This is a genomic window from Ralstonia sp. 1B3, from assembly GCF_036631435.1.
Map to the genome: position 1 here is coordinate 25,479 of NZ_JAPNUG010000030.1, position 21,212 is coordinate 46,690.

General features: G+C 65.6%; 8 protein-coding genes and 7 pseudogenes. 8 read left to right on the forward strand and 7 right to left on the reverse strand.

Annotation, left to right across the window (positions count from 1 at the left end; all coding sequences use genetic code 11):
* Positions 1–54: 54 nt before the first annotated feature.
* Together eutC and OWR21_RS08860 are read right to left on the reverse strand one after the other, a co-directional pair.
* Positions 55–942, reverse strand: coding sequence for an ethanolamine ammonia-lyase subunit EutC (gene eutC, locus OWR21_RS08855; RefSeq protein ID WP_332395026.1), 888 nt, complete (start codon positions 940–942; stop codon positions 55–57).
* A pseudogene (locus OWR21_RS08860) lies at positions 875–2,256 on the reverse strand (ethanolamine ammonia-lyase subunit EutB). The gene eutC and the pseudogene OWR21_RS08860 overlap by 68 nt, the downstream one beginning before the upstream one ends.
* A 124-nt stretch (positions 2,257–2,380) precedes the next feature.
* Between OWR21_RS08860 and chrA the strand changes: the two are divergent.
* Complete coding sequence (gene chrA / locus OWR21_RS08865; protein ID WP_332395027.1) at positions 2,381–3,616, forward strand: chromate efflux transporter; 1,236 nt, start codon at positions 2,381–2,383, stop codon at positions 3,614–3,616.
* Positions 3,617–3,641: 25 nt separating this feature from the next.
* Here chrA and dbpA read toward each other — a convergent pair whose 3' ends face one another.
* From dbpA to OWR21_RS08890, 5 genes are all read right to left on the reverse strand, one after another.
* Positions 3,642–5,039: an ATP-dependent RNA helicase DbpA gene (dbpA, locus tag OWR21_RS08870; RefSeq protein WP_332395028.1), complete on the reverse strand. Its 1,398-nt coding sequence runs from the start codon at positions 5,037–5,039 to the stop codon at positions 3,642–3,644.
* Positions 5,040–5,053: 14 nt separating this feature from the next.
* Positions 5,054–5,239, reverse strand: coding sequence for a hypothetical protein (locus OWR21_RS08875; protein WP_009241699.1), 186 nt, complete (start codon positions 5,237–5,239; stop codon positions 5,054–5,056).
* Between the two features lie 189 nt (positions 5,240–5,428).
* Positions 5,429–6,043, reverse strand: coding sequence for a c-type cytochrome (locus OWR21_RS08880; RefSeq protein WP_332395029.1), 615 nt, complete (start codon positions 6,041–6,043; stop codon positions 5,429–5,431).
* Between the two features lie 135 nt (positions 6,044–6,178).
* The gene (locus tag OWR21_RS08885) at positions 6,179–8,038 is read right to left on the reverse strand and encodes a GMC family oxidoreductase (protein ID WP_332395030.1); all 1,860 of its coding nucleotides are present in this window, start codon (positions 8,036–8,038) and stop codon (positions 6,179–6,181) included.
* On the reverse strand, positions 8,035–8,904 hold the full coding sequence (locus tag OWR21_RS08890; protein WP_332395031.1) for a gluconate 2-dehydrogenase subunit 3 family protein: 870 nt from the start codon (positions 8,902–8,904) through the stop codon (positions 8,035–8,037). The genes OWR21_RS08885 and OWR21_RS08890 overlap by 4 nt, the downstream gene beginning before the upstream one ends.
* Positions 8,905–9,567: 663 nt before the next feature.
* On the opposite strand from OWR21_RS08890, the pseudogene OWR21_RS08895 reads away from it, so the two are divergent.
* The 7 genes and pseudogenes from OWR21_RS08895 to OWR21_RS08925 all read left to right on the forward strand — a co-directional run bounded on the left by OWR21_RS08895 (position 9,568) and on the right by OWR21_RS08925 (position 20,989).
* Positions 9,568–11,315, forward strand: a pseudogene (locus OWR21_RS08895) (PHA/PHB synthase family protein).
* Positions 11,316–11,375: 60 nt separating this feature from the next.
* Positions 11,376–12,829 (forward strand): annotated as a pseudogene (locus OWR21_RS08900) (efflux transporter outer membrane subunit).
* Positions 12,826–13,899: an HlyD family secretion protein gene (locus OWR21_RS08905; RefSeq protein WP_316891173.1), complete on the forward strand. Its 1,074-nt coding sequence runs from the start codon at positions 12,826–12,828 to the stop codon at positions 13,897–13,899. The pseudogene OWR21_RS08900 and the gene OWR21_RS08905 overlap by 4 nt, the downstream one beginning before the upstream one ends.
* Positions 13,896–16,675 (forward strand): annotated as a pseudogene (gene rbbA, locus OWR21_RS08910) (ribosome-associated ATPase/putative transporter RbbA). Before OWR21_RS08905 ends, rbbA begins: the two are co-directional and overlap by 4 nt.
* Before the next feature lie 12 nt (positions 16,676–16,687).
* Positions 16,688–17,838: pseudogene (locus OWR21_RS08915) on the forward strand (ABC transporter permease).
* Between the two features lie 530 nt (positions 17,839–18,368).
* Positions 18,369–19,812 (forward strand): annotated as a pseudogene (locus OWR21_RS08920) (bifunctional enoyl-CoA hydratase/phosphate acetyltransferase).
* Positions 19,809–20,989 (forward strand): annotated as a pseudogene (locus OWR21_RS08925) (acetate/propionate family kinase). Before OWR21_RS08920 ends, OWR21_RS08925 begins: the two co-directional pseudogenes overlap by 4 nt.
* Positions 20,990–21,212 lie beyond the last annotated feature (223 nt).

Consider the following 21,212-nt stretch of genomic DNA (forward strand, 5'->3'; position numbering starts at 1 on the left):
TGGTGCGTCAGCCGCGCCTGCGTGCTGCCGGTGTGGGCAGCCGGAGGGAGTGTGTCATGGGTCGTGAGGTTCGGCAAGTCGGGCTGTACCCGAGGCAACAGCAGGAACAGGTGGGGTGTCGTCCTTCAGGTCGACGCCGCTGCGGCCGAGCGCCAACGCGCCGTTGAGCAGGAACACCAGCCGGCTCGCCGCCTGGTCATAGGACAAGCCTGCCGGCCTCACATTGGAGATGCAATTGCGCTCAGCATCGGAGCGGCCAACACGCGGCGCGTAGGTCAGGTAAATGCCTAGGCTGTCAGGCGAACTCAGCCCCGGCCGCTCGCCGATCAGCATCACCACCTGCCGCGCGCCCAGCAGCGCACCGATCTCATCCCCCAGCGCAACGCGGGACTGCTCGGCGATGGCGACTGGACCGATCGACCAGCCGGCCGGCAGACGCTCACGCACGCTGCAAAGCAGCGGCACGGCATGGCTTTGCACCGCCAACGCGGAGAGCCCATCGGCAATCACGAACACCACATCGAACGGCTGCGCTGGCCGCAATGCGCTGAGTCTTGCGCGGCTGGCTTCGTCAAGACGGCGGCCGAGGTCGGGACGGCGCAGATACTCCGCGCGATCGGCAGCCGCGCTGTGCGCCGTCACCGCCGTGAAGCCCGCTTTCGCAAGTGCCGCCGCCACCGCTGCGCGATCGAGCGGCAGGTGCACGGCATCGCGTGCCTGGGCATGCGCCACGCCGAATGCCAGCACGGCGTCGGTCGTCTGGCTGTTGCCGGCGCGGCCCAGCGCGATACGGGCGTCGGTAAAGGCGCGCAGGTTCGTCCACGGATTGGGCTGAACGAGGGGTGTTTCGGCATGTTCGGCTTCTCCACCGAGTTCACAGTGCGTGAGCCAATTGCAGCAGCGGTTGCCGCGCCGTGGCGTCCTGCAGGCGGCCGGCCGCATCGACGATGCCCATGCTTTGCAGCCACGCCTCGAACTCCGGTGCAGGCCGCAGGCCGAGTGTGTCGCGCAGATAAAGCGCGTCATGAAACGACGTGCTCTGGTAGTTCAGCATGATGTCGTCAGCGCCCGGCACGCCCATGATGAATTGGACGCCCGCCACGCCAAACAGCGTCAGCAGTGTATCCATGTCGTCCTGGTCCGCCTCTGCGTGGTTGGTGTAGCAGACGTCGCAGCCCATCGGCAGGCCCATCAGCTTGCCGCAGAAATGGTCTTCCAATCCGGCGCGGATGATCTGCTTGCCGTCGTAGAGGTACTCCGGGCCGATGAAGCCGACGACCGTATTCACCAGCAAGGGCGAGAACGCCCGCGCTACGGCATAGGCCCGCGCTTCCATCGTTTGCTGATCGACGCCGTGGTGCGCGTTGGCCGACAGCGCGCTGCCCTGGCCGGTCTCGAAATACATCACGTTGTTGCCGACCGTGCCGCGCGCCAAGCCCTGGGCGGCGTCATGCGCCTCCGCCAGCAATGCGAGGCTGATGCCGAACCCCGCGTTGGCTTGCTCGCTGCCAGCCACCGACTGGAACACCAAATCCACCGGCGCGCCCTGGTCAATCGCGCGCATGGTGTTCGTCACGTGGGTCAGCACGCACGACTGCGTGGGAATGGCGTAGCGGTTGCGCTGCTCATCCACCAGTTGCAGCAGCGAAACGATGGCGCCGAGATTGTCCCCGGCGGGGTTGATGCCGATGGTCGCGTCGCCGCAGCCGTAGAGCAGGCCATCGATGATCGACGCAGCAATGCCTTTGGGATCATCCGTCGGGTGATTGGGCTGCAGCCGGACTGACAACCGGCCCGGCAAACCGATGGTGTTGCGAAAGCGCGTGACCACGCGGCACTTGCGGGCCACGGCGATCAGATCCTGATTGCGCATCAGTTTGCTGACCGCGGCGGCCATTTCTGGCGTGATGCCCGCGGCGACGCTCGTCAATGTCGCGCTGTCGGTCTCGTGCAGGAGCAGCCAGTTGCGAAATTCCCCACGGTGAGCGAGGCGATCGGCTCGAAGGCCTGCGCGTCGTGCCGATCCAGAATCAGGCGCGTGACCTCGTCGTCTTCATACGGCACCAGCGCTTCGTTGAGGAAGACCGACAGCGGCACGTCCGCCAACGCCATCCGCGCGGCCATGCGTTCGCCCTCGCTGGCCGCGGCCAGGCCCGCCAGGGAGTCGCCGGAGCGCGCCGGGCTGGCTTTGGCGAGAAGCGTCTTGAGATCGTTGAACACATGACGCTGTGCGCCAATGGTGTGGGCGAAGTGCATGATGGGATACGCGGCAGAGTCCAATGACGGTGACGGCGACGCCTATCCTGCCACTTTAGTTGCCTTCCAAGCCATGGCGGCAATGTTCTAATACGCGTTTCTTAAACACCGATATCCCGCCCCGATGACCGCTTCCGCCACACCGTCCCGTACACATCAAGCGGGCTCTGCCATGGAAGTGCTGGCGGTCTTTCTCAAGCTGGGTCTGACGAGTTTCGGCGGCCCCGTCGCGCATATCGGCTATTTCCGGCGCGAGTTCGTGGAGCGCCGGCGCTGGCTGGACGACGCGACATTCACCGATCTCGTCGGGCTCTGCCAGTTTCTGCCCGGGCCGGCCAGCAGCCAGGTGGGGTTTTCCGTCGGTCTGCTCCGGGCCGGATGGCGCGGCGGCTTGGCGGCGTGGTGCGGCTTTACGCTGCCCTCCGTCTTGTTGCTGCTGGCCTTTGCGATGCTCACGCCGAGTCTGGGCGGCCCGGTCGGCGCTGGCCTGATCCACGGTTTGAAGCTCGTTGCCGTTGCGGTGGTGGCGCAGGCCGTGTGGGACATGGCGCGCAAGCTCTGTCCTGACTGGCAGCGCGCGGGCATCGCAGTAATCAGCATCGCCGTGCTCAGCGCGTTGACGACCGTTTACGCGCAACTGACCGTGATTGCGCTTGGCGCAGTGCTGGGGCTGGTGTTGTGCCGATCTTCCAGTCCGGCGCGTGGTGGTCCGAGCGCAGGGCAGGGCGCCGCATTCCGCGTGTCTCACGTGGCCAGCATCGTCAGCCTCGTGCTGTTCTGCGTGCTGCTGTTCGGGCTTCCGGTTGTAACGGACCTCTATCCGTGGATGCCCGCGAAGGTGTTCGACGCGTTCTATCGTTCAGGCGCGTTGGTGTTCGGGGGCGGTCACGTCGTGCTTCCGTTGCTGGAGCAGCAGACGGTCGCAACCGGTTGGGTCGCGTCGAACGGTTTCCTTGCCGGCTACGGCGCCGCGCAAGCGGTGCCCGGGCCGCTATTCACCTTCGCCGCTTTCCTCGGCTGGATGATCGGCCCGGGGCTCAATCACTGGGCCGGGGTTGCGCTCGCTACGGTGGGCATTTTTCTGCCGGGCTTGCTGTTGGTCATCGCGGTATTGCCCTACTGGCAGGCGTTGCGCGCGCGTCCTTCCATGGCAGCGCTGCTGGCGGGTGTGAATGCGGCAGTGGTTGGATTGCTGGCGTTTGCCCTTTACACGCCGGTCTGGACGAGCGCCGTGCGGTCATGGCGCGATGTTGCAGTCGCGGCGATTGCGTTCCTGCTGCTGGCGCGATGGAAAACGCCACCGTTGATCGTGGTGGCGTTGTGTGCGGCGGCGGGTGTTGCCGCTGCCATGCTGGGTTGAGGCGCTGGCGGCGCAGGGGAGGGCGTCACTCCTCCATCAGCCGGACCCTGACCTTCTTGCCCTTCACCGTCCCGGCGTTGAGCTTGCGCAGCGCGTCGCGCGCGATGCCGCGCTCGACCGCGACGTAGGTCGAAAATTCCGTCACGTTGATCTTGCCGATCTGGTCGCCGCGAAAGCCAGCGTCGCCGGTCAAGGCGCCCAGCACATCGCCGGGGCGGATCTTCTCCTTGCGTCCGCCGAGAATCTGCAGCGTTTCCATGGGCGGCAGCAGCGGCGCATCGTTGCCGGTATCAAGCTCGTCGAGCTTGTGCCATTCGACCTCGCGGCCCATCGCCTCTTCGATATTGCCGACGCGGCCCATCTCGTCCATGCTGGCGAGGCTCAGCGCCCAGCCGTTCTCGTCGGCGCGGCCTGTGCGGCCAATCCGGTGCACGTGCACTTCGGGATCGGGCGTCACGTCAACGTTGATCACCGCTTCGAGTTGCGCGATATCGAGCCCGCGCGCGGCGACGTCGGTTGCAACCAGCACCGAGCAACTGCGGTTCGCAAACTGGATCAACACCTGATCCCGCTCGCGCTGTTCGAGTTCGCCGTGCAGCGCAAGCGCGTGAATGCCCTGCGCGCGCAACACGTCGAGCAGGTCGCGGCATTGCTGCTTCGTGTTGCAGAACGCGAGCGTGCTCACCGGTCGATAGTGCTTGAGCAGCAGCCCGACCGCATGCAGCCGCTGGCTGTCGGTCACCTCGTAGAAGCGCTGGCGAATCTTGCTGTCGTCGTGGCGCTCTTCAAGCTTCACTTCTTTCGGGTTGCGCAGAATCCGCTGGCTCAGTTTGGCAATGCCTTCCGGGTACGTCGCCGAGAACAGCAGCGTTTGCCGGTCGGCCGGGCATTGCCGCACAACCGTCGCGATGTCGTCAAAGAAGCCCATGTCCAGCATGCGGTCGGCTTCGTCCAGCACGAGCGTCTTCAGTGCACCGAGCGCGAGATTGCCTCGCTCCAGATGGTCCATGATACGACCCGGCGTGCCGACGATGACGTGGGCGCCGTGCTCCAGGCTTGCCGCCTGCGGGCGCATCGGTGTGCCGCCGCAGAGCGTCAGCACCTTCACGTTTTCTTCGGCGCGCGCCAGGCGGCGGATCTCCTGCGCAACCTGGTCGGCCAGCTCGCGCGTAGGGCAGAGCACCATCGCCTGCACGTCGAAGCTGCGCGCGTCGAGCCGTGCGAGGAGGGCCAGCGCAAACGCGGCGGTTTTGCCGCTGCCGGTTTTTGCCTGTGCGATCAGGTCGTGGCCCGCAAGGGCGATCGGCAGGCTTGCGGCCTGGATCGGCGTCATGTCGGTGTAGCCAAGCTGCGCGAGGTTGGCCAGCACGGCAGGGGCGAGCGGCAGGGTGCTGAAGGGCGCGGCGGTCGATTCGATGGTCATGTCGTTGCGTTGGATCACTTGAGCGGCTTGCCTTCGATTTGCTTGTAGATGACCCGGCCGTCTTTGGTTTCGACGCGTTTGAGATAGTTGCGTGCGCCGCATAGCGCACAGCGGAACAGCGGCCCTTGGCCCTCGTCTTTGATGACGACGTCGGAAAGCTGCCACTGCGTGCCGCAGCTCTGGTTGATGCAAGTGAACACGGTTTTCTCTAAATGGAGGTGTCGTTGTGCCTCGGTGGCGAGGCAGGTGGATCGGGCCGCAAGTGCGCCGATGTCGATCTGAATGCAGGAAGTGAATGAGACGCTGGCGCCGGTTGTACCACGGAAACGCCCCGCCTTGGGGCAAGTAGCGACTCCGTCTCATCTGAACGGGATGTGGCAGGTCGATTTCTACTGCGCTGGCTTGCTGACGCCGCCCTGCGGGGCGGAAGCTGCCGCATAGAAGTTGTCGAGGCCTTCGATCTCGGCAGCGGTCAGGCGGCGGGCAAAGCGCGCATGACGCCATCGTCGTCGTTGGCGCGCGCGCCGGAGCGAAACGCATTGAGCTGCGCAGCGACCATGCCCTTGGGTTGCCCCGTCAGCGGTGGCAAGACGGGCCGCCGCCGCGTCCGGAGGCGCCGTGGCAGTCTGCGCAGGCGGGCAGGGCACGCGCGTTGTCCCCGACCAATGCAAGCTCGCGGCGGCGCCATCCGTGGGCAACGCTGCGGTGCCCGGCCGCGCTTGCGCCGCGTAGTACCGCGCGACTGCTGTGATATCGCTGTCCGACAATTCCCGCGCGACCGGTTGCATGACGGACGATTGCCGCGCGCCGCTGCGGTAATCGAGCAGTTGCTTGACGATGTACTCAGCCGGCAATCCCTCCAGCGCAGGAAACGGTTGCGGCGCCACCGACTTCGCCCCATGGCAGGTCGCGCATGCAGGCGGCACGGCGCCACTGCCCTGCGTGACAAGGATTCGCGCGCGCGCGGTGTCCTCTGCGGCGCCTTTGCCAGCAGGGCGGACCATGCCGTCGGCTTGGGAATGAAATCGGTGGCGCGCCTGACCGCCGTGCCGGTTTCCGCCACGTTCCCTGGCGGCTTCGCATGGTTTTGCGCCTGGCTTGCCCCACGAAATGACGAGATGCCCCGATCCGACAACATGTCATAGAAGACCGCGCAGATCGGCAGCGCAATGCCGAGCAACGGCAGCAGCCATAAAACGACCGGCAGGCGGCGAGAGGGCGGGCGGTCTTCGGTCATACCAGCCCCTTCCCGGGGACTTCAGATAGCGCGCGTTGATGGCGTCGGCAATCCAGTACGCCGTGGCGCCCACGGTACCGGTGGGGTTGTAGTTGGAGTTTTGCGGGAAGAGGCTGGCCCCGGTCACGAACACGTTCGGCACATCCCAGCATTGCCCGAAGCGGTTGACGACACTGGTGGCCGGATCGTCGCCGATCGCGGCGCCGCCCGTGAGGTGCGTCGACTGATAGCTTGTCGCCGTGTACGGCCGCTTGCGTGGGCCAGGCTCGGTCGCCACAACACCTTGCATGGCCTTGCCGATCGCGTTCCCACGGTCGGTCAGAAAGGCTGACATGCGGATGTCGTTGTCAGGAAAGTCGTAGGTGATGCGCAGCAGCGGCAGGCCGTAGACGTCGCGGTACGTCGGGTCCAGGTCGAGATAGCCGCCGCGCGTCGGCATGGCGGAGCCTGTGATCGTGATCGACGCGGAATGGTTGTAATAGCGCTTCACGGCACGCTTCCAGGCGCTGCCCCACTGCGGGGTGCCGTGCGGGGTCGGGTGGTATCCGATGGGCGCGCCGCTCACCACTTGGATCTGGATGTAGCCGCCGCCCACGAAACCATGCGGCCCGTGGTCGAAGTTGTCGGCGCTGAAATCGTCGATCGTCACTGCCGCGGCACCGGCGCCCATGAAGGGGTTGAGCCAGGTCTTTTCATCGAAGAACAGGTTCACGCCGGACGTTGTCTGGTGCGTGTAATTGCGGCCCACCACGCCTTGACCCGTGGCAGCGTCGTAAGGCTTGCCGATGCCGGACAGGAGCAGCAGCCGCACGTTCTGAACGCTGAACGCGCACAGCACCACCATCTCTGCGGGCTGGAAGAACTGCTGGCCTGTGGCGTCGACATAGGTCACGCCGCGCGCGTGCTTGCGCGCTTCGTCCAGCTCGACCTTCAGCACGTGGGCGTTCGTGCGCAACTCAAACGTGTTGAGCTTGAGCGCCGCCGGCAGTACGCAGATTTGCGGGGACGCCTTCGCAAAATGCTCGCAGCCGAAGTTGGAGCAAAAGCCGCAATACACGCATGCATTCATCGGCAGCCCCTCGGTGTTCACGTACGGACGCGTGCACAGCGCAGAGGGCTGGATGTAGGGGTGGTATCCCATTGATGCTGCAGCCGTGCCGAATAATGCCGATGCAAACGGCACCTTCATCGGCGGATTCGGATACGGACGCGAGCGCCACGGCTCGAATGGGTTGCCTCCCGGTTGCAACTGCCCCTTCAGGTTGCCGGCAAAACCCGACGCGCCGATGAGGTAGTCGAATCGGTCGTAATACGGTTCCAGCTCGTCGTAAGTGAGGGGCCAGTCCTGGGCGGTGAGTTCGGCATCGAAGATGCGGTCGCCGTAGCGCTGGCGATAGTGGCTACGCAGCTTGAGGTCGCTCGGGTCGAATCGGTAATAGGCGCCGGACCAGTGGTTGCCGGCGCCGCCCAGATGCGTGGCCGGATAGGCGAACTGCCAGCGGCGCATCGGCAAGGCCACCTGGTCGCCGCGATTGCGGAAGGTGAAGGTCTCGGTCGACGTGTCCTGGTGCAGCGCATGCCGGCGCGTGTATTTCAGTTCGTCGTGGATGGCCGGCGCCTGGAAATCGGGTGACGGCCAGCGGGGCTGGCCCCGTTCGAGCACCACCACACGCGAGCCATGGGCCGCCAACTCCTTGCCGATGATGGCGCCGGTCCAGCCGCCGCCAATGATGACGGCATCCACAGGGGGCAATGTCTTCATTCACCGCCTCCGTTGCCGGTACCCGTGCGGCTGCGGCATACCTCGTTACTTGCAAGCGCGACGAAGGCAATCGGTTGGGCTTCCGAGCGCGGTGGCGCTGTTGCCATGTCGTGCGCATGTGCTGTGGCAATCGAAACAGGTGCGCGCGTGTAGGGCTGGTTGTGGCGCTCGATGTCATTGGCAAAACTGGCCATTGCACCCGGAAAACCGACCAGCTTCCAGCCCACCATGTCGCGGTTGCCGCCGTAGATGGGGTCGGAGAAATAGCCCTCGACAGCGCCGTCCAGCAGCATCTGGAAGAACACCGCGCTCGGCACACCGTCCATCTGCAGTTTGCCGGCTTCAGCCTCGCCCAGCACCGCGTCCTGCGTCGCTGTATCGAGCTGGACGAATCGCTTTCCGCCATAACGGTTTGCACAGGCGCGGTCCAATGCTGCCAGCCCGAGGCGGTAGCATTCCGCCGGCGTGAGCGCCAGCTGATAGCCCTGTTCCGGTGTGCCTGGCTGGAAGGGGCCATGGCGATAGAAGTTCGCGCCGTTGCCGAAACTGCCCGCCAGTTGTCGATCCAGGAACACCGTGACGCCAGCCTCTTTCGCACCGGGCCCAAGTTCGTCTGCCGGAATCAGGCGCGCAACGATCGCATCGACCGCCGCTTTTTCGTCTGCATTGAAGAAAAGACTCACAGGTTCAGTCGCCGCTGCGCCGGAGGTGGCGCTTGGCCCCGGCGTGGCAGTCATGCCCGGAAGGTGCTCGGATGTGCGTGCCGCTGGGCTTTGCGCGCCAGCGAATACGGTGGTCGAGGCGGGTAGCGTGATCCCCAGGGCCTTCAGCAAGCGGCGTCGGGCCGGTTTGAAGTCGTCGTGCATATCGGGCTCCGTCTTCGGGGATGTTGACGATGGCGGCTCAGCGCGAAACAAAACGCTGAAAGACGACCGGGCAGCAAGAATCGTGACTGCGAACGGATACCGATGGCATGTCGGCTGCTTCAAACACCGGCACGCACCGGAGGCCGAGCATGGACGACGTACGGAAAGTGCAGAAGAGGGCAGCGGCTGGCTTGCTCGTTTTGCTGGGATGGGGAAGTGGGCTTTCGTTCGCGCAGCCCGGGAAGATGGACTCTGCGCGGCCAGCTTCCGCAGCGGCGGCTCCACCTCAGGCGACAAAATCCCTGCCCCGGCATCCCAATACAGTGCCGGCGTCCGCGCCCAAAGCATCCGGCCCCGAGGGCGCCGGCACCTCGGCCGGATCGCGTGGATCCGGCGGTAGCGACGGTTTGGCAGGAACGGGCGCGGCCGCGGGCTCGGGCGGATCCGCAGATATGCGAGGCGAGCCGACGCGTCGGTAGACGACGAGGTTGGCCCGGGGGCGCGCGGTAGTGACCTGCTGCCCGGATTTCCACCCCCGGATGTCGTTTCTGTGACTCCACCTAGAGTCGGCCCTCTTGTCCCAGTTTGAGGTGCATCAAGTCCGGGCGGTAGCCCCTGGCATCTAATGGATTGCATATTTCGCAATCGTTTGACGCCCCGACCATGCGCACCGCCCCCGTGCCGTCTTCGTTGACTGCTGAGCAGATCGACCAACCGTTTCACGCTGCGCTTGCCCGCGCCTCCAATTCGCTGTCGCTCGCATCGATGCAACTGGCGCTGCTCGACTGGGCGCTGCATCTGGCCGTCTCTCCCGGCAAGCAGCTGGATCTGTACCGCTTGGCGCTGACGCAGGCCCAACAACTTGACGGTTACATCCGGAACTGCATGGCGTCCGGGCCCCAGAACGCGTGTCTTTGCGTCCAGCCGCCGGCCCGCGACCGTCGTTTCTCTGCCGACGAGTGGCGCTTGTGGCCGTTCAACGTGCTGCATCAGGCCTTCCTCTTGACAGAACAATGGTGGGAGGCGGCGACGCGCGGCGTGTGGGGAGTCGCCAAACATCATGAGGACGTGGTCGCCTTTGCTGCGCGTCAGTGGCTCGACATGATGTCGCCGGGCAACCAATTGGCAACCAACCCGATTGTCCTGCGCCGGACCTTTGAACAGCACGGCACCAATCTTGTGCGCGGCGCGCTCAATGCGCTTGACGATCTGGAGCGCTCCATGAGCGGCGCGCCCGCTGCCGGTACCGAACGCTTTATGGTGGGCCGCGACGTGGCCATCACGCCCGGCAAGGTGATCCTGCGCAATCGGCTGATCGAGCTGATCCAGTACACGCCGGCCACGGGCAAGGTCCAGGCCGAGCCCATCCTGATCGTGCCGGCCTGGATCATGAAGTACTACATCCTGGACCTGTCGCCGCAGAACTCACTGATCCGCTATCTGGTCGAGCAGGGCCATACCGTGTTCTGCATCTCCTGGAAGAACCCTGACGAGGCGGATCGCGACCTCGACATGGACGACTACCTGAAGCTCGGCGTCTTTGCCGCGCTCGATGCCGTCAATGCCATCGTGCCGGGCCAGCGCGTACATGCGACCGGCTACTGCCTTGGGGGCACGCTATTGGCGATTGCCGCCGCTGCCATGGCACGCGATGGCGATGCGCGGCTGGCCTCCATGACGCTGTTTGCCGCGCAGACAGACTTTGTGAGCCGGGCGAACTGGGCCTGTTCATCGACGAGGCCCAGGTCAGCCTGCTTGAAGCACAGATGGAGCAGACCGGCTATCTGCGTGCCAGCCAGATGGCCGGGGCCTTCCAGATGCTGCGCTCGTACGACTTGCTGTGGTCGCGCCTGGTGGGCGAATACCTGCTGGGCGACCGCGCGCCCATGAACGACCTGATGGCCTGGAACGCCGATGCCACGCGCATGCCCGCGCGCATGCACAGCCAGTACCTGCGGCACCTGTTTCTGAACGACGACCTGAGCGAGGGCCGCTACCCCGTCAACGGCAAGCCGGTGGCGCTCAACGATATCGATTTGCCCATCTTCGTGGTGGGCACGCTGACCGACCACGTGGCGCCCTGGCGCTCCGTCTACAAGCTGCATCACCTGACCGAGGCTGAGCTGACGTTCGTGTTGACCAGCGGCGGCCATAACGCCGGCATCGTGAGCCCGCCCGTCAACTCGCATCGGCGTTTCCAGATGCAGACACGCCATGCAGGCGAGACATCGGCGGCGCCGGATGATTGGCTGGCCTCGGCACCCGCCACAGAAGGCTCTTGGTGGCCGGCGTGGCATGCATGGCTCGTTGCACATGCCTCGGGCTCCGCAGTGGTGAAGCCGCCGAAGATGGGCGTTCCAGGATCGCCGCCATTGGCCGAGGCGCCCGGCACCTACGTGCTGGAGAAATAGATGCGTGTGGAGAAACAACGCCGGCAGCATGGCAGCTACGCAGGCACCCGCACCGCCGGGATGGCCGCCGCCGCTGTGCTGGCCCTGTCGGCTTGCATCTCGATGGCGCCGCCTTACGAGGCGCCCGCGTTGCCTGTGGCCCAGCACTACGACACCGACGACGGCACGGACGGCCTGTCCGCCGCCGCCACCGGCTGGCAGGCGTACTTTACGGACACGCGCCTGCAGGCGTTGATTGCGCAAGCGCTGGAGAACAACCGTGACTTGCGCACTGCCGTGCTGCGCGTGGAAGAGGCGCGTGCCGCGTTTGGCATCCAGCGCTCGGAGTCTTTTCCGCACCTTGACGCGCAGGCCGGCGTCAGCCGTCTGAGCATTCCGGCGGACGTCAGCCCATTCGGCATACCCATGCGTGTCACCCAGTACCAGGTGGGGGCCGGTGTCTCCAGCTGGGAGATCGATTTCTGGGGGCGCGTGCGCAACCTCAACGACGCCGCCCTGGAAAGCTACGTAGCCTCCGACGCGGCGCGCCGCGCGGTCGCGCTTGGGCTGATCGCACAGGTGGCCGACAGCTACCTGGTCCTGCGTGAACTGGACGAGCGCATCGCGCTGGCGCAGCAGACCGTCGACAGCCGCACCGAGACACTACGCATCTTCTCGCGCCGCGTTGCGGTCGGGGCGACTTCACGATTGAACCAAACGCAGGTCGAGACCCTGCTGACCCAGGCGCAGGCGCTGCTGACGCAACTGCGGCAGGCGCGCGACGTTCAGGCGCACGGCCTAGCCGTGCTTGTCGGCAAGCCCATCGACCTGCCACCGGTTGCCGAGCCGCTTGACGAGCGCCACATGCTGGCCGAGCTGCGCGCTGGTCTGCCTTCCGATCTCCTGACGCAGCGCCCGGACATTGCAGCTGCGGAGCACCGGCTGCGGGCCGCGCACGCCAGCATCGGTGCGGCGCGGGCAGCGTTCTTTCCGCGGGTGGCGCTGACGGGCGCTTACGGCACGATCGCCCCGGAACTGGGCAATCTGTTTGCACCCGGCACACGCGCCTGGGTGTTTGCGCCGAGTATCAGCCTGCCGCTGTTTGAAGGTGGAAGCTGCGCAGCAACCTCGACCTGGCAGAAGCCCGCCGGGACCTTGCCGTGGCCGCCTACGAAAAGACGGTGCAGGGCGCATTCCGCGACGTGTCTGACGCGCTGTCGGCACGCAGGTGGCTGGCCGAACAGCTCGACATTGCAAAGGCCGCATTGGCCGCACAGACCGAACGGGCGCGGCTGTCGCAACTACGTTTCGACGCTGGAGCATCGACGTTCCTGGAGGTGCTCGACGCCCAGCGCGATCTGCTGGCCGCGCAGCAGCAACTGGTGCAAATGCGTCGCTCGCTTCTCTCGAGCCGCGTTGGCCTGTATGCGGCACTGGGCGGCGGCACGCAGGCCGTCGAATCCGCAACTGATCCGCAACCCCATCCTCTGAGCCTGACGCCGGCACCGCGCGTATCGGGCCGAACAACACCATGACGACGACTCCCCAACAACGATGGATTGCGCTGCTGGCGGCCGCCCTGGTGGTAGCCGGAGCGGCGTTCGCGTGGAAGGCGCTCCGGCAAGAAGGTCCCGGCAAGGGTTTTGTGAGCGGCAACGGCCGCATCGAAGCCACCGAAATCGACGTGGCAACCAAGCTCCCCGGCCGCGTGCAGGACATCCTGGTGGACGAGGGCGACTTCGTGACGGCAGGGCAGCCGCTTGCACACATGCAAGTGCAGACGCTGGAAGCGCAGCGCGACGAGGCTCTGGCGCGGCAGCAGCAATCGGTATCTGCCGTGGCGAGCGCACAGGCGCAGGTGGCCGTGCGAGAAGCCGATAGGCAAGCGGCACTGGCGCAGATCGCCCTGCGTGAGAGCGACCTCGATGCCGCGCAGCGCCGCCTGGCGCGCTCCGAGACGCTGTCGCACGAAGGGGCATCGTCGATGCAGGAGCTGGACGACGACCGCGCCCGCGTGCGCAGCGCCAAGGCCGCGTTGGTGGCGGCCCGCGCGCAAGCCGAGGCGGCGCAGGCAGCCGTATTGGCCGCGCGGACACAGGTGGCCGGCGCCGGCGCCACCGTCAAGGCGGCAGACGCCACCGTACTGCGCATCAAAGCCGATATCGATGACAGCGCCCTGACGGCGCCGCGCGACGCCCGCGTGCAATACCGCATCGCCCAGCCCGGCGAGGTCTTGGCCGGCGGCGGGCGGCTGCTCAATCTCGTCGATCTGTCCGACGTCTACATGACCTTCTTCGTGCCGGAGACCGACGCGGGCCGCATCGCCATGGGCAGCGAGGTGCGTATCGTGCTCGACGCAGCGCCGCAATACGTGATTCCGGCGCGCGTGTCGTTTGTCGCCAGCACCGCGCAATTCACGCCCAAGACCGTGGAAACGGCCAGCGAGCGCCAGAAGCTGATGTTCCGCGTCAAGGCGCAGATCGATCGCGATCTGCTGCGCAAGCACCTGAAGCTGGTGAAGACCGGCTTGCCCGGCGTGGCGTGGCTGAAGCTCGACGCGCAAGCCGAATGGCCGGCCGGCCTGGCGATCAAGGTTCCGCAGTGACCGCCTCTGCCGACTCATGCGCCTCGCCTGACGCGCGCCCGGCGGCGCCGGTGGCCAGCCTGGCCGGCGTGCGCCTGCGCTACCGCAAGACGCTCGCGCTGGATGGCGTCACGCTCGACCTGCCCGCGGGGTGCATGGTCGGGTTGATCGGCCCGGACGGCGTGGGCAAGTCCAGCCTGCTGTCTCTGGTGGCGGGCGCCCGGGCCCTGCAGGAAGGCTCCGTCCATGTGCTGGGCAGCGACATGAGCGACCGCCGAGCACGCGCAGCGGTCGGCCCACGCATCGCTTACATGCCGCAAGGGTTGGGGCGCAACTTGTATCCCACGCTTTCGATCGAAGAGAACCTGCAGTTTTTCGGGCGCCTGTTCGGCCACGATGCAGCGGAGCGCCGCCGCCGCATTGATGCACTCACGGCCAGCACCGGCCTGCGGGCGTTCCTCTCACGGCCTGCAGGCAAGCTCTCGGGCGGCATGAAACAGAAGCTGGCGTTGTGCTGCGCGCTGATCCACGACCCGGATCTGTTGATCCTCGATGAACCGACCACGGGCGTCGACCCGCTTTCGCGCAGGCAGTTCTGGGACCTGATTGCCAGTATTCGCGCCGCGCGACCCGGCATGAGCGTGATCGTGGCCACCGCATACATGGAAGAGGCCGAGCGCTTCGACTGGCTGGTCGCCATGGACGCCGGGCAGGTGCTCGCCACCGGCACGCCGGCTGAGCTGCGCAGCCGCGCCGGTGCCGATTCGCTTGAGGCCGCCTTCATCGCACTGCTGCCGCCAACGCGCCGGCAGGGCCATCAGGCCGTGGTGGTGCCACCCCTGGTGGCCAGTGCAGAAGACGATGTGGCTGTGCAGGCGAGCGGCCTGACCATGCGCTTCGGCGACTTCGTTGCCGTCGACCACGTCGACTTCCGCATCCGTCGTGGAGAAATCTTCGGCTTTCTCGGCTCCAACGGCTGCGGCAAATCGACCACCATGAAGATGCTCACCGGCCTGCTGCCCGCCAGCGAAGGGCAGGCCTGGCTGTTCGGCCATCCGGTGGACCCGAAGGACATCGACACACGCCGGCGCGTGGGTTACATGTCGCAGGCGTTCTCGCTGTATGGCGAGCTGACGGTGCGTCAGAACCTTGCGCTGCATGCGCGGCTGTTCCAGGTGCCCGAGCAGGAAGTGCAGTCGCGCGTGGCAGAGATGCTGACCCGGTTCGGGCTGCAGGACGTGTCCGACAGCCTGCCCCAGAGCTTGCCGCTGGGCATGCGGCAGCGCCTGTCACTGGCCGTGGCGATGGTGCACAAGCCCGAGTTGCTGATCCTGGACGAGCCGACCTCCGGCGTGGACCCGGTCGCACGCGACATGTTCTGGCGCCTGATGATCGACCTCGCGCGGCGGGACCGCGTGACCATCTTCATCTCCACGCATTTCATGAACGAGGCCGAGCGATGCGACCGCATCTCGCTCATGCATGCGGGCCGCGTGCTGGTGAGCGACGCGCCCGCGGCGCTGGTGCATGCCCGGGGTACAGAGACGCTGGAGCAAGCGTTCATCGCCTATCTGCAGGAGGCGGCCGAAGCGTCTGCGGGAGCCGCCGAGTTTGCCGCGCCGCCGGAGCGCGCGGCGCCAACCCTGCGCCTACCGGCATGTCGGCCGCGCGCCGCTTCAGTCTGGCGCGTGCGATGAGCTATTCGCTGCGCGAGGCCCTGGAACTGCGCCGTGACCGCGTGCGCGCCACGCTGGCGCTGCTGGGCACGGCCATCCTCATGTTCATCATCGGATACGGCATCAGCCTCGATGTGGAGAACCTGACCTACGCCGTGCTCGACCGTGACCAGACCGTGCTTTCACACGACTACACGCTCAACCTGGCGGGCTCGCGTTATTTCATCGAAAAACCCCCGATTCGCGACTACGCTGAGTTGGACCGCCGCATGCGCAACGGCGAGTTGTCGCTGGCAATCGAAATTCCGCCGGGCTTCGCGCGCGATGTGGAGCGCGGCACGGCCGTGCAGATCGGGGCCTGGGTGGACGGCGCCATGCCCACCCGCGCGGAAACCGTGCGCGGTTACGTGCAGGCGATCCACCAGCTCTGGCTGGCAGATGCGGCCGTGCACCGGCTGGGCGTGCGCCTGGCGGCGCCCAGCAGTGTTGAAACGCGCTATCGCTACAACCCCGACGTGAAAAGCCTGCCTGCCATGGTGCCCGCCGTGATTCCAATGCTGCTGATGATGATTCCCGCCATGCTGGCGGCGTTGTCCGTGGTGCGAGAGAAGGAACTGGGCTCCATCATCAATTTCTACGTGACGCCGGTCACGCGGGCGGAATTCGTGCTCGGCAAGCAGGCGCCGTACATCGTGCTGGCCATGCTGAACTTCTTCTTGCTGGCGCTGCTGGCGGTGACGGTGTTCGGTGTGCCGATCAAGGGCAGCTTTGCAACGCTCGCGCTGGGGGCGCTGATCTTCGTGACGTGTTCCACGGGTTTCGGGCTGTTTGCGTCGACCTTCACGCAAAGCCAGATCGCGGCCATGTTCGTCACGATGATCGGCACGATCATTCCGTGCGTGCAGTTTGCAGGACTGCTCAATCCGGTGTCGTCGCTGGAAGGGGCGGGCGCTGTGATCGGGCGCGTGTATCCGGCCACGCATTTCCTGACGATCAGCCGCGGCGTGTTCAGCAAGGCGCTGGATGTGGGCGCGCTGGGCAGCGCCTTCTGGCCGCTCCTGGCGGCGGTGCCGTTCATCCTGGGCGCCACCTTGCTGATGCTGCGCAAGCAGGATCGGTAGGAGAGTCACGCCATGCTGCACCTTCCGACCAATCGCCGCACCGCCCGCCTGAGCAACATTTTCCGGCTGGGCATCAAGGAATTGCGAAGCCTGCTGCGCGACCCGATGATGCTGGTGCTGATCGTCTACACCTTCACGCTGTCGATCTACGTGGCTGCCACCGCGATGCCGGAGAGTCTGCACAATGCCTCGATCGCCATCGTTGATGAAGACAGCTCGCCGCTGTCGGCGCGCATTGTCTCAAGCTTCTATCCACCGCATTTCCGCACCCCGGCGCTGATCCCGCTCACGGACGTGGACCCAGGCATGGACAGCGGCCGCTACACGTTCGTGCTCGACATCCCGCCCAATTTCCAGCGCGACGTGCTGGCTGGCCGCGCACCGTCGATCCAGCTCAACATCGACGCCACGCGCATGAGCCAGGCCTTCACCGGCAACGGCTACATCCAGCAGATCGTCTCGGGCGAGGTGAACACGTTCCTGCAGCGCCACCGCGCCGCGCCTGCCACGCCGGTCGACCTGGTGCTGCGCACACGCTTCAACCCCAACCTGGAGCAGACGTGGTTCGGCTCGTTGATGGAGATCATCAACAACGTGACCATGCTGTCGATCATCCTGACGGGCGCGGCGCTGATCCGCGAACGCGAGCACGGCACGATCGAGCACCTGCTGGTGATGCCTGTCACGCCGTTCGAGATCATGGTGTCCAAGGTCTGGTCGATGGGGCTGGTGGTGGTGCTCGCCGCGCTGGTGGCGCTGGTGTTCGTGGTGCAGGGCGCCCTGCATGTCCCGATCGAAGGCTCGATCCTGCTCTTCATGCTGGTGGCCACGCTGCACTTGTTTGCCACAACCTCCATGGGAATCTTTCTTGCGACGGTGGCGCGGTCCATGCCGCAGTTCGGCATGCTGCTCGTTCTGGTGCTGCTGCCGCTGCAGTTGCTCTCCGGCGGCACCACCCGCGCGAGAGCATGCCCGGCGTGGTCCGGGACATCATGCTCGCCGCACCGACCACGCATTTCGTATCGGCGTCGCAAGCCATTCTCTATCGGGGTGCGGGGCTGGATGTCGTGTGGCCGCAGTGTCTGGCCATCTGCGTTATCGGCGCCGTGCTGTTTCTCGCATCGTTGACACGTTTTCGCCAAACCATCAGCCAGATGGCTTAAGGAGCCAACATGGATACACCCGCCAACGTTCCGCTCGCGCTCCAAAAGGCGCAGCTCGCATTCGCACTGCAGACGTTGGGTCTGCTCAAGGCAACGCGACAGCGCTGGTATGAACTCGGCGCCGGCCTGCTTGCCGCAGACGTGGCCCGCACGGAATCTGCGCTGGCCGACCTGCAAAGCGTCGAGGACTGGAACGCGTTTGCAGCACTGCTGCCCAACGCTTTCTGGCAGAGCAGCCAGCGCGCCATGGATGTGCTGCAAGGGTTGCTGCAAACGGCTATCTCGAACCAGTCGAGCTTCGTGGCGGATTACCAGCGCGTCATGCTGGAATGGCAGCAGGCTTCCGTTCGGGCCCTGAGCACAGCCGGCAATGCCATGCCGGTCCACACGGCGCTGCAGGGCATGCTGTCAACGTGGGGCGTGCCGGGCGATGCATGGGTCCGCCCCGCAAGCGAGCAGTCGAACCCGAATCTTCTGCGTGCCCCGGCAAGGGCAACGGACAACTCCGCAAAGCTTCCTGACGAGCGCACATGGGCCCCGATCATCTGCCTCCATCTCCGGCGCTCCTGCCGGGCAGCGACCTCAGCGTGGTGCGCAATCGCACCTTTGACGAAATTGCCGTTGGCGACACCGCAGCCATCCTGCGCACGCTCACGGCCGAGGACATCCAGCTCTTTGCCGTGCTGTCGGGGGACGTCAACCCCCAGCACCTCGACCCGGAATTTGCCGCATCCACGCGCTTTCATGGCGTGATCGCCCACGGCATGCTGGGCGGAGCGCTCATCTCCGCCTTGCTCGGGACCCGTTTGCCGGGCCCGGGAACGATCTACCTTGGGCAGACGCTGCAATTCCTGGCACCGGTGCGCATTGGCGACACCTTGACCATCCGCGTGACGGTGGTCAGCAAAGAGAATGAAAGAAAGCGCGTCAAGCTGGCATGCACGTGTACGAACGACAGCGGCACGGTGGCCATCGCGGGCGAGGCGGAGGTCATCGCGCCCACCGAGCGAATCGAGCGTCCGCGTACCACACTGCCGGATGTGCGCATCACCACCGGCAGTGACGGTATCCATCGGCTGCTCGACCATGTGCGGCCTCTTGGTGCGATTCACATGGCTGTCGTTCACCCGTGCGACGTGCTGAGCCTGTCTGCCGTGATGGACGCGCGCGCTGAAGGGCTGATCGTGCCGTGTCTCGTCGCGCCATATGCCAAGCTGATGCGCGTGGCCGCCGAAGCCGGCCTCGACCTCCGCGGCATCGAGATTGAAGACGTGCCGCACAGCAGCGCCGCTGCCACCCGCGCAGTGGAGCTTGTCACGCAGGGCAGGGCAGAGGCGCTCATGAAGGGCAGCCTGCATACCGATGAACTGATGGCGGCGGTCGTGCGCGAAGAGGCTGGGCTGCGTACCAAGCGCCGGATCAGCCATTGCTTCCTCATGCAGTCGCCCGCGTATCCGAGGCCGTTTATCGTGACGGATGCGGCGATCAACATCACGCCGACCCTCGACCAGAAGGCGGACATCGTGCGCAACGCCATCGATCTGGCCCATGCGATTGGCGTGGAACGGCCTCGGGTGGCGATCCTTGCAGCGGTCGAAACCGTGAACCCGCGCATGCCGGCCACGCTCGATGCGGCGGCGCTGTGCAAGATGGCGGACCGTGGCCAGATTGAGGGCGGGGTGCTGGACGGGCCATTGGCCTTCGATAACGCAGTATCTGCCGCTGCCGCGCGCATCAAGGGCATCGTCTCGGAAGTGGCAGGGCAGGCCGATGTGCTCGTGGTGCCCGATCTCGAAAGCGGCAACATGCTCGCCAAGCAGTTGGAATACCTGGGCGGGGGCCAGCGCGGGCATCGTGCTCGGCGCCCGCGTGCCCATTGTGCTGACCAGCCGTGCCGACTCACGCGAATCGCGCATTGCGTCGTGCGCGCTTGCCACATTGCTGGCTCACCGTTACCGCAACTTACCGCCATGAACGATTGCATCGTCGTACTGAACTGCGGCTCGTCGAGCATCAAGTTTGCGTTGTTCGATGCCACCTGGACCCGTTGCCGCGCAGGCCCATGTGGAACGGCAAAGTGGAGGGGATCGGCACTGAACACCCCACCGCAACTGAGGCAGGCGCGCCGACACACGCGCTCCAACTTGACAGTGCGCAGCCGTATCACGCCGCGCTCGTGCACATTCGCCGACGTGTCGAGCAAAGGCTGGACGGCCGTCGGCTAATGGCCGTGGCGCATCGGGTGGTGCATGGCGGCGCCAAGTACTTTGCGCCGGTACGCGTGGACGCGGAGGTGCTGTCCGATCTACGCAGCTACATTCCACTGGCGCCGCTGCATCAGCCATTTGCACTGGAAGCCATCGATGCGCTTCTGTCGGACTTGCCTGACGTGCCGCAAGTCGCCTGCTTCGATACCGCGTTCCACAGCACGCTGCCGCAGGTCGAGACGATGCTGCCGTTGCCTTACAAGGCATGGGAGCGCGGCCTGCGGCGTTATGGCTTTCATGGGCTGTCGTACGAATACATGTCGATTGCCTTGCCCGAACGGCATGGCGATATCGCCCGCGGGCGAACCATCGTCGCGCACCTCGGCAGCGGTGCCAGCCTGTGTGCAATGCACGGGCTCAAGAGCGTGGCCACAACGATGGGGTTTTCCGCACTCGAAGGCCTGATGATGGGCACGCGATGTGGCTCGCTGGATCCGGGTGCGGTGCTCTACATGATGGAGACGGAGCATCTTTCCCCGGCACAGGTCGGGCACGTGCTGTATCACGAATCGGGTCTGCTTGGCGTGTCGGGGCTGTCTTCCGACCCGCGCGAACTCATTTCGCACGAAGCCGACAACCCGCGCGCCCAGGCAGCGCTGGCGCTCTACGTGCGCCGTATCGTCCGCGAGATCGGCGCCTTGGTGGCGGTGCTGGGCGGGCTGGATTTCCTGGTATTCACGGCCGGTATCGGCGAACACAACGCCGTACTGCGCGAACGCGTTGTCGGTGCACTGGGTTACCTGGGGGCCGAACTGGATGACGCAGCCAACCAAGCGCATGCCGCAATCATTTCCAGTTCTGCGAGCCGCATCCGCGTGGCGGTAGAGCCGACGAATGAAGAATGGATTGCGGCTCGGCATGCTGTCCGATGCAATTTGCGGTGACAAGTCTTCTTGTCGAAAAAACCGGATGGGAGAGATGCTGTCGGCGCCTGCGGGCGCTCCATTTATTTTACATAATGCAAATTACACGACATCTTGATGTCAAAGCTACGTGCCGATGCGCCGTTGACATGCATCAATGGCGGCTCGTGCCGGCCATACATTGACATTGCGTGCATCTGCCGCCTTCCGCACAAAAAATCCCGTTGACCCTCCCTGCATGGGA

What these genes read in the sequence shown, in the direction of transcription:
- eutC (WP_332395026.1), bottom strand. Translation starts at nt 942, where the DNA reads ATGCGGCCGGCCGCCTGCAGGACGCCACGGCGCGGCAACCGCTGCTGC.
- dbpA (WP_332395028.1), bottom strand. Translation starts at nt 5,039, where the DNA reads ATGACCATCGAATCGACCGCCGCGCCCTTCAGCACCCTGCCGCTCGCC.
- OWR21_RS08885 (WP_332395030.1), bottom strand. Translation starts at nt 8,038, where the DNA reads ATGAAGACATTGCCCCCTGTGGATGCCGTCATCATTGGCGGCGGCTGG.
- OWR21_RS08905 (WP_316891173.1), top strand. Translation starts at nt 12,826, where the DNA reads ATGACGACGACTCCCCAACAACGATGGATTGCGCTGCTGGCGGCCGCC.
- OWR21_RS08880 (WP_332395029.1), bottom strand. Translation starts at nt 6,043, where the DNA reads ATGGTCCGCCCTGCTGGCAAAGGCGCCGCAGAGGACACCGCGCGCGCG.
- chrA (WP_332395027.1), top strand. Translation starts at nt 2,381, where the DNA reads ATGACCGCTTCCGCCACACCGTCCCGTACACATCAAGCGGGCTCTGCC.
- OWR21_RS08890 (WP_332395031.1), bottom strand. Translation starts at nt 8,904, where the DNA reads ATGCACGACGACTTCAAACCGGCCCGACGCCGCTTGCTGAAGGCCCTG.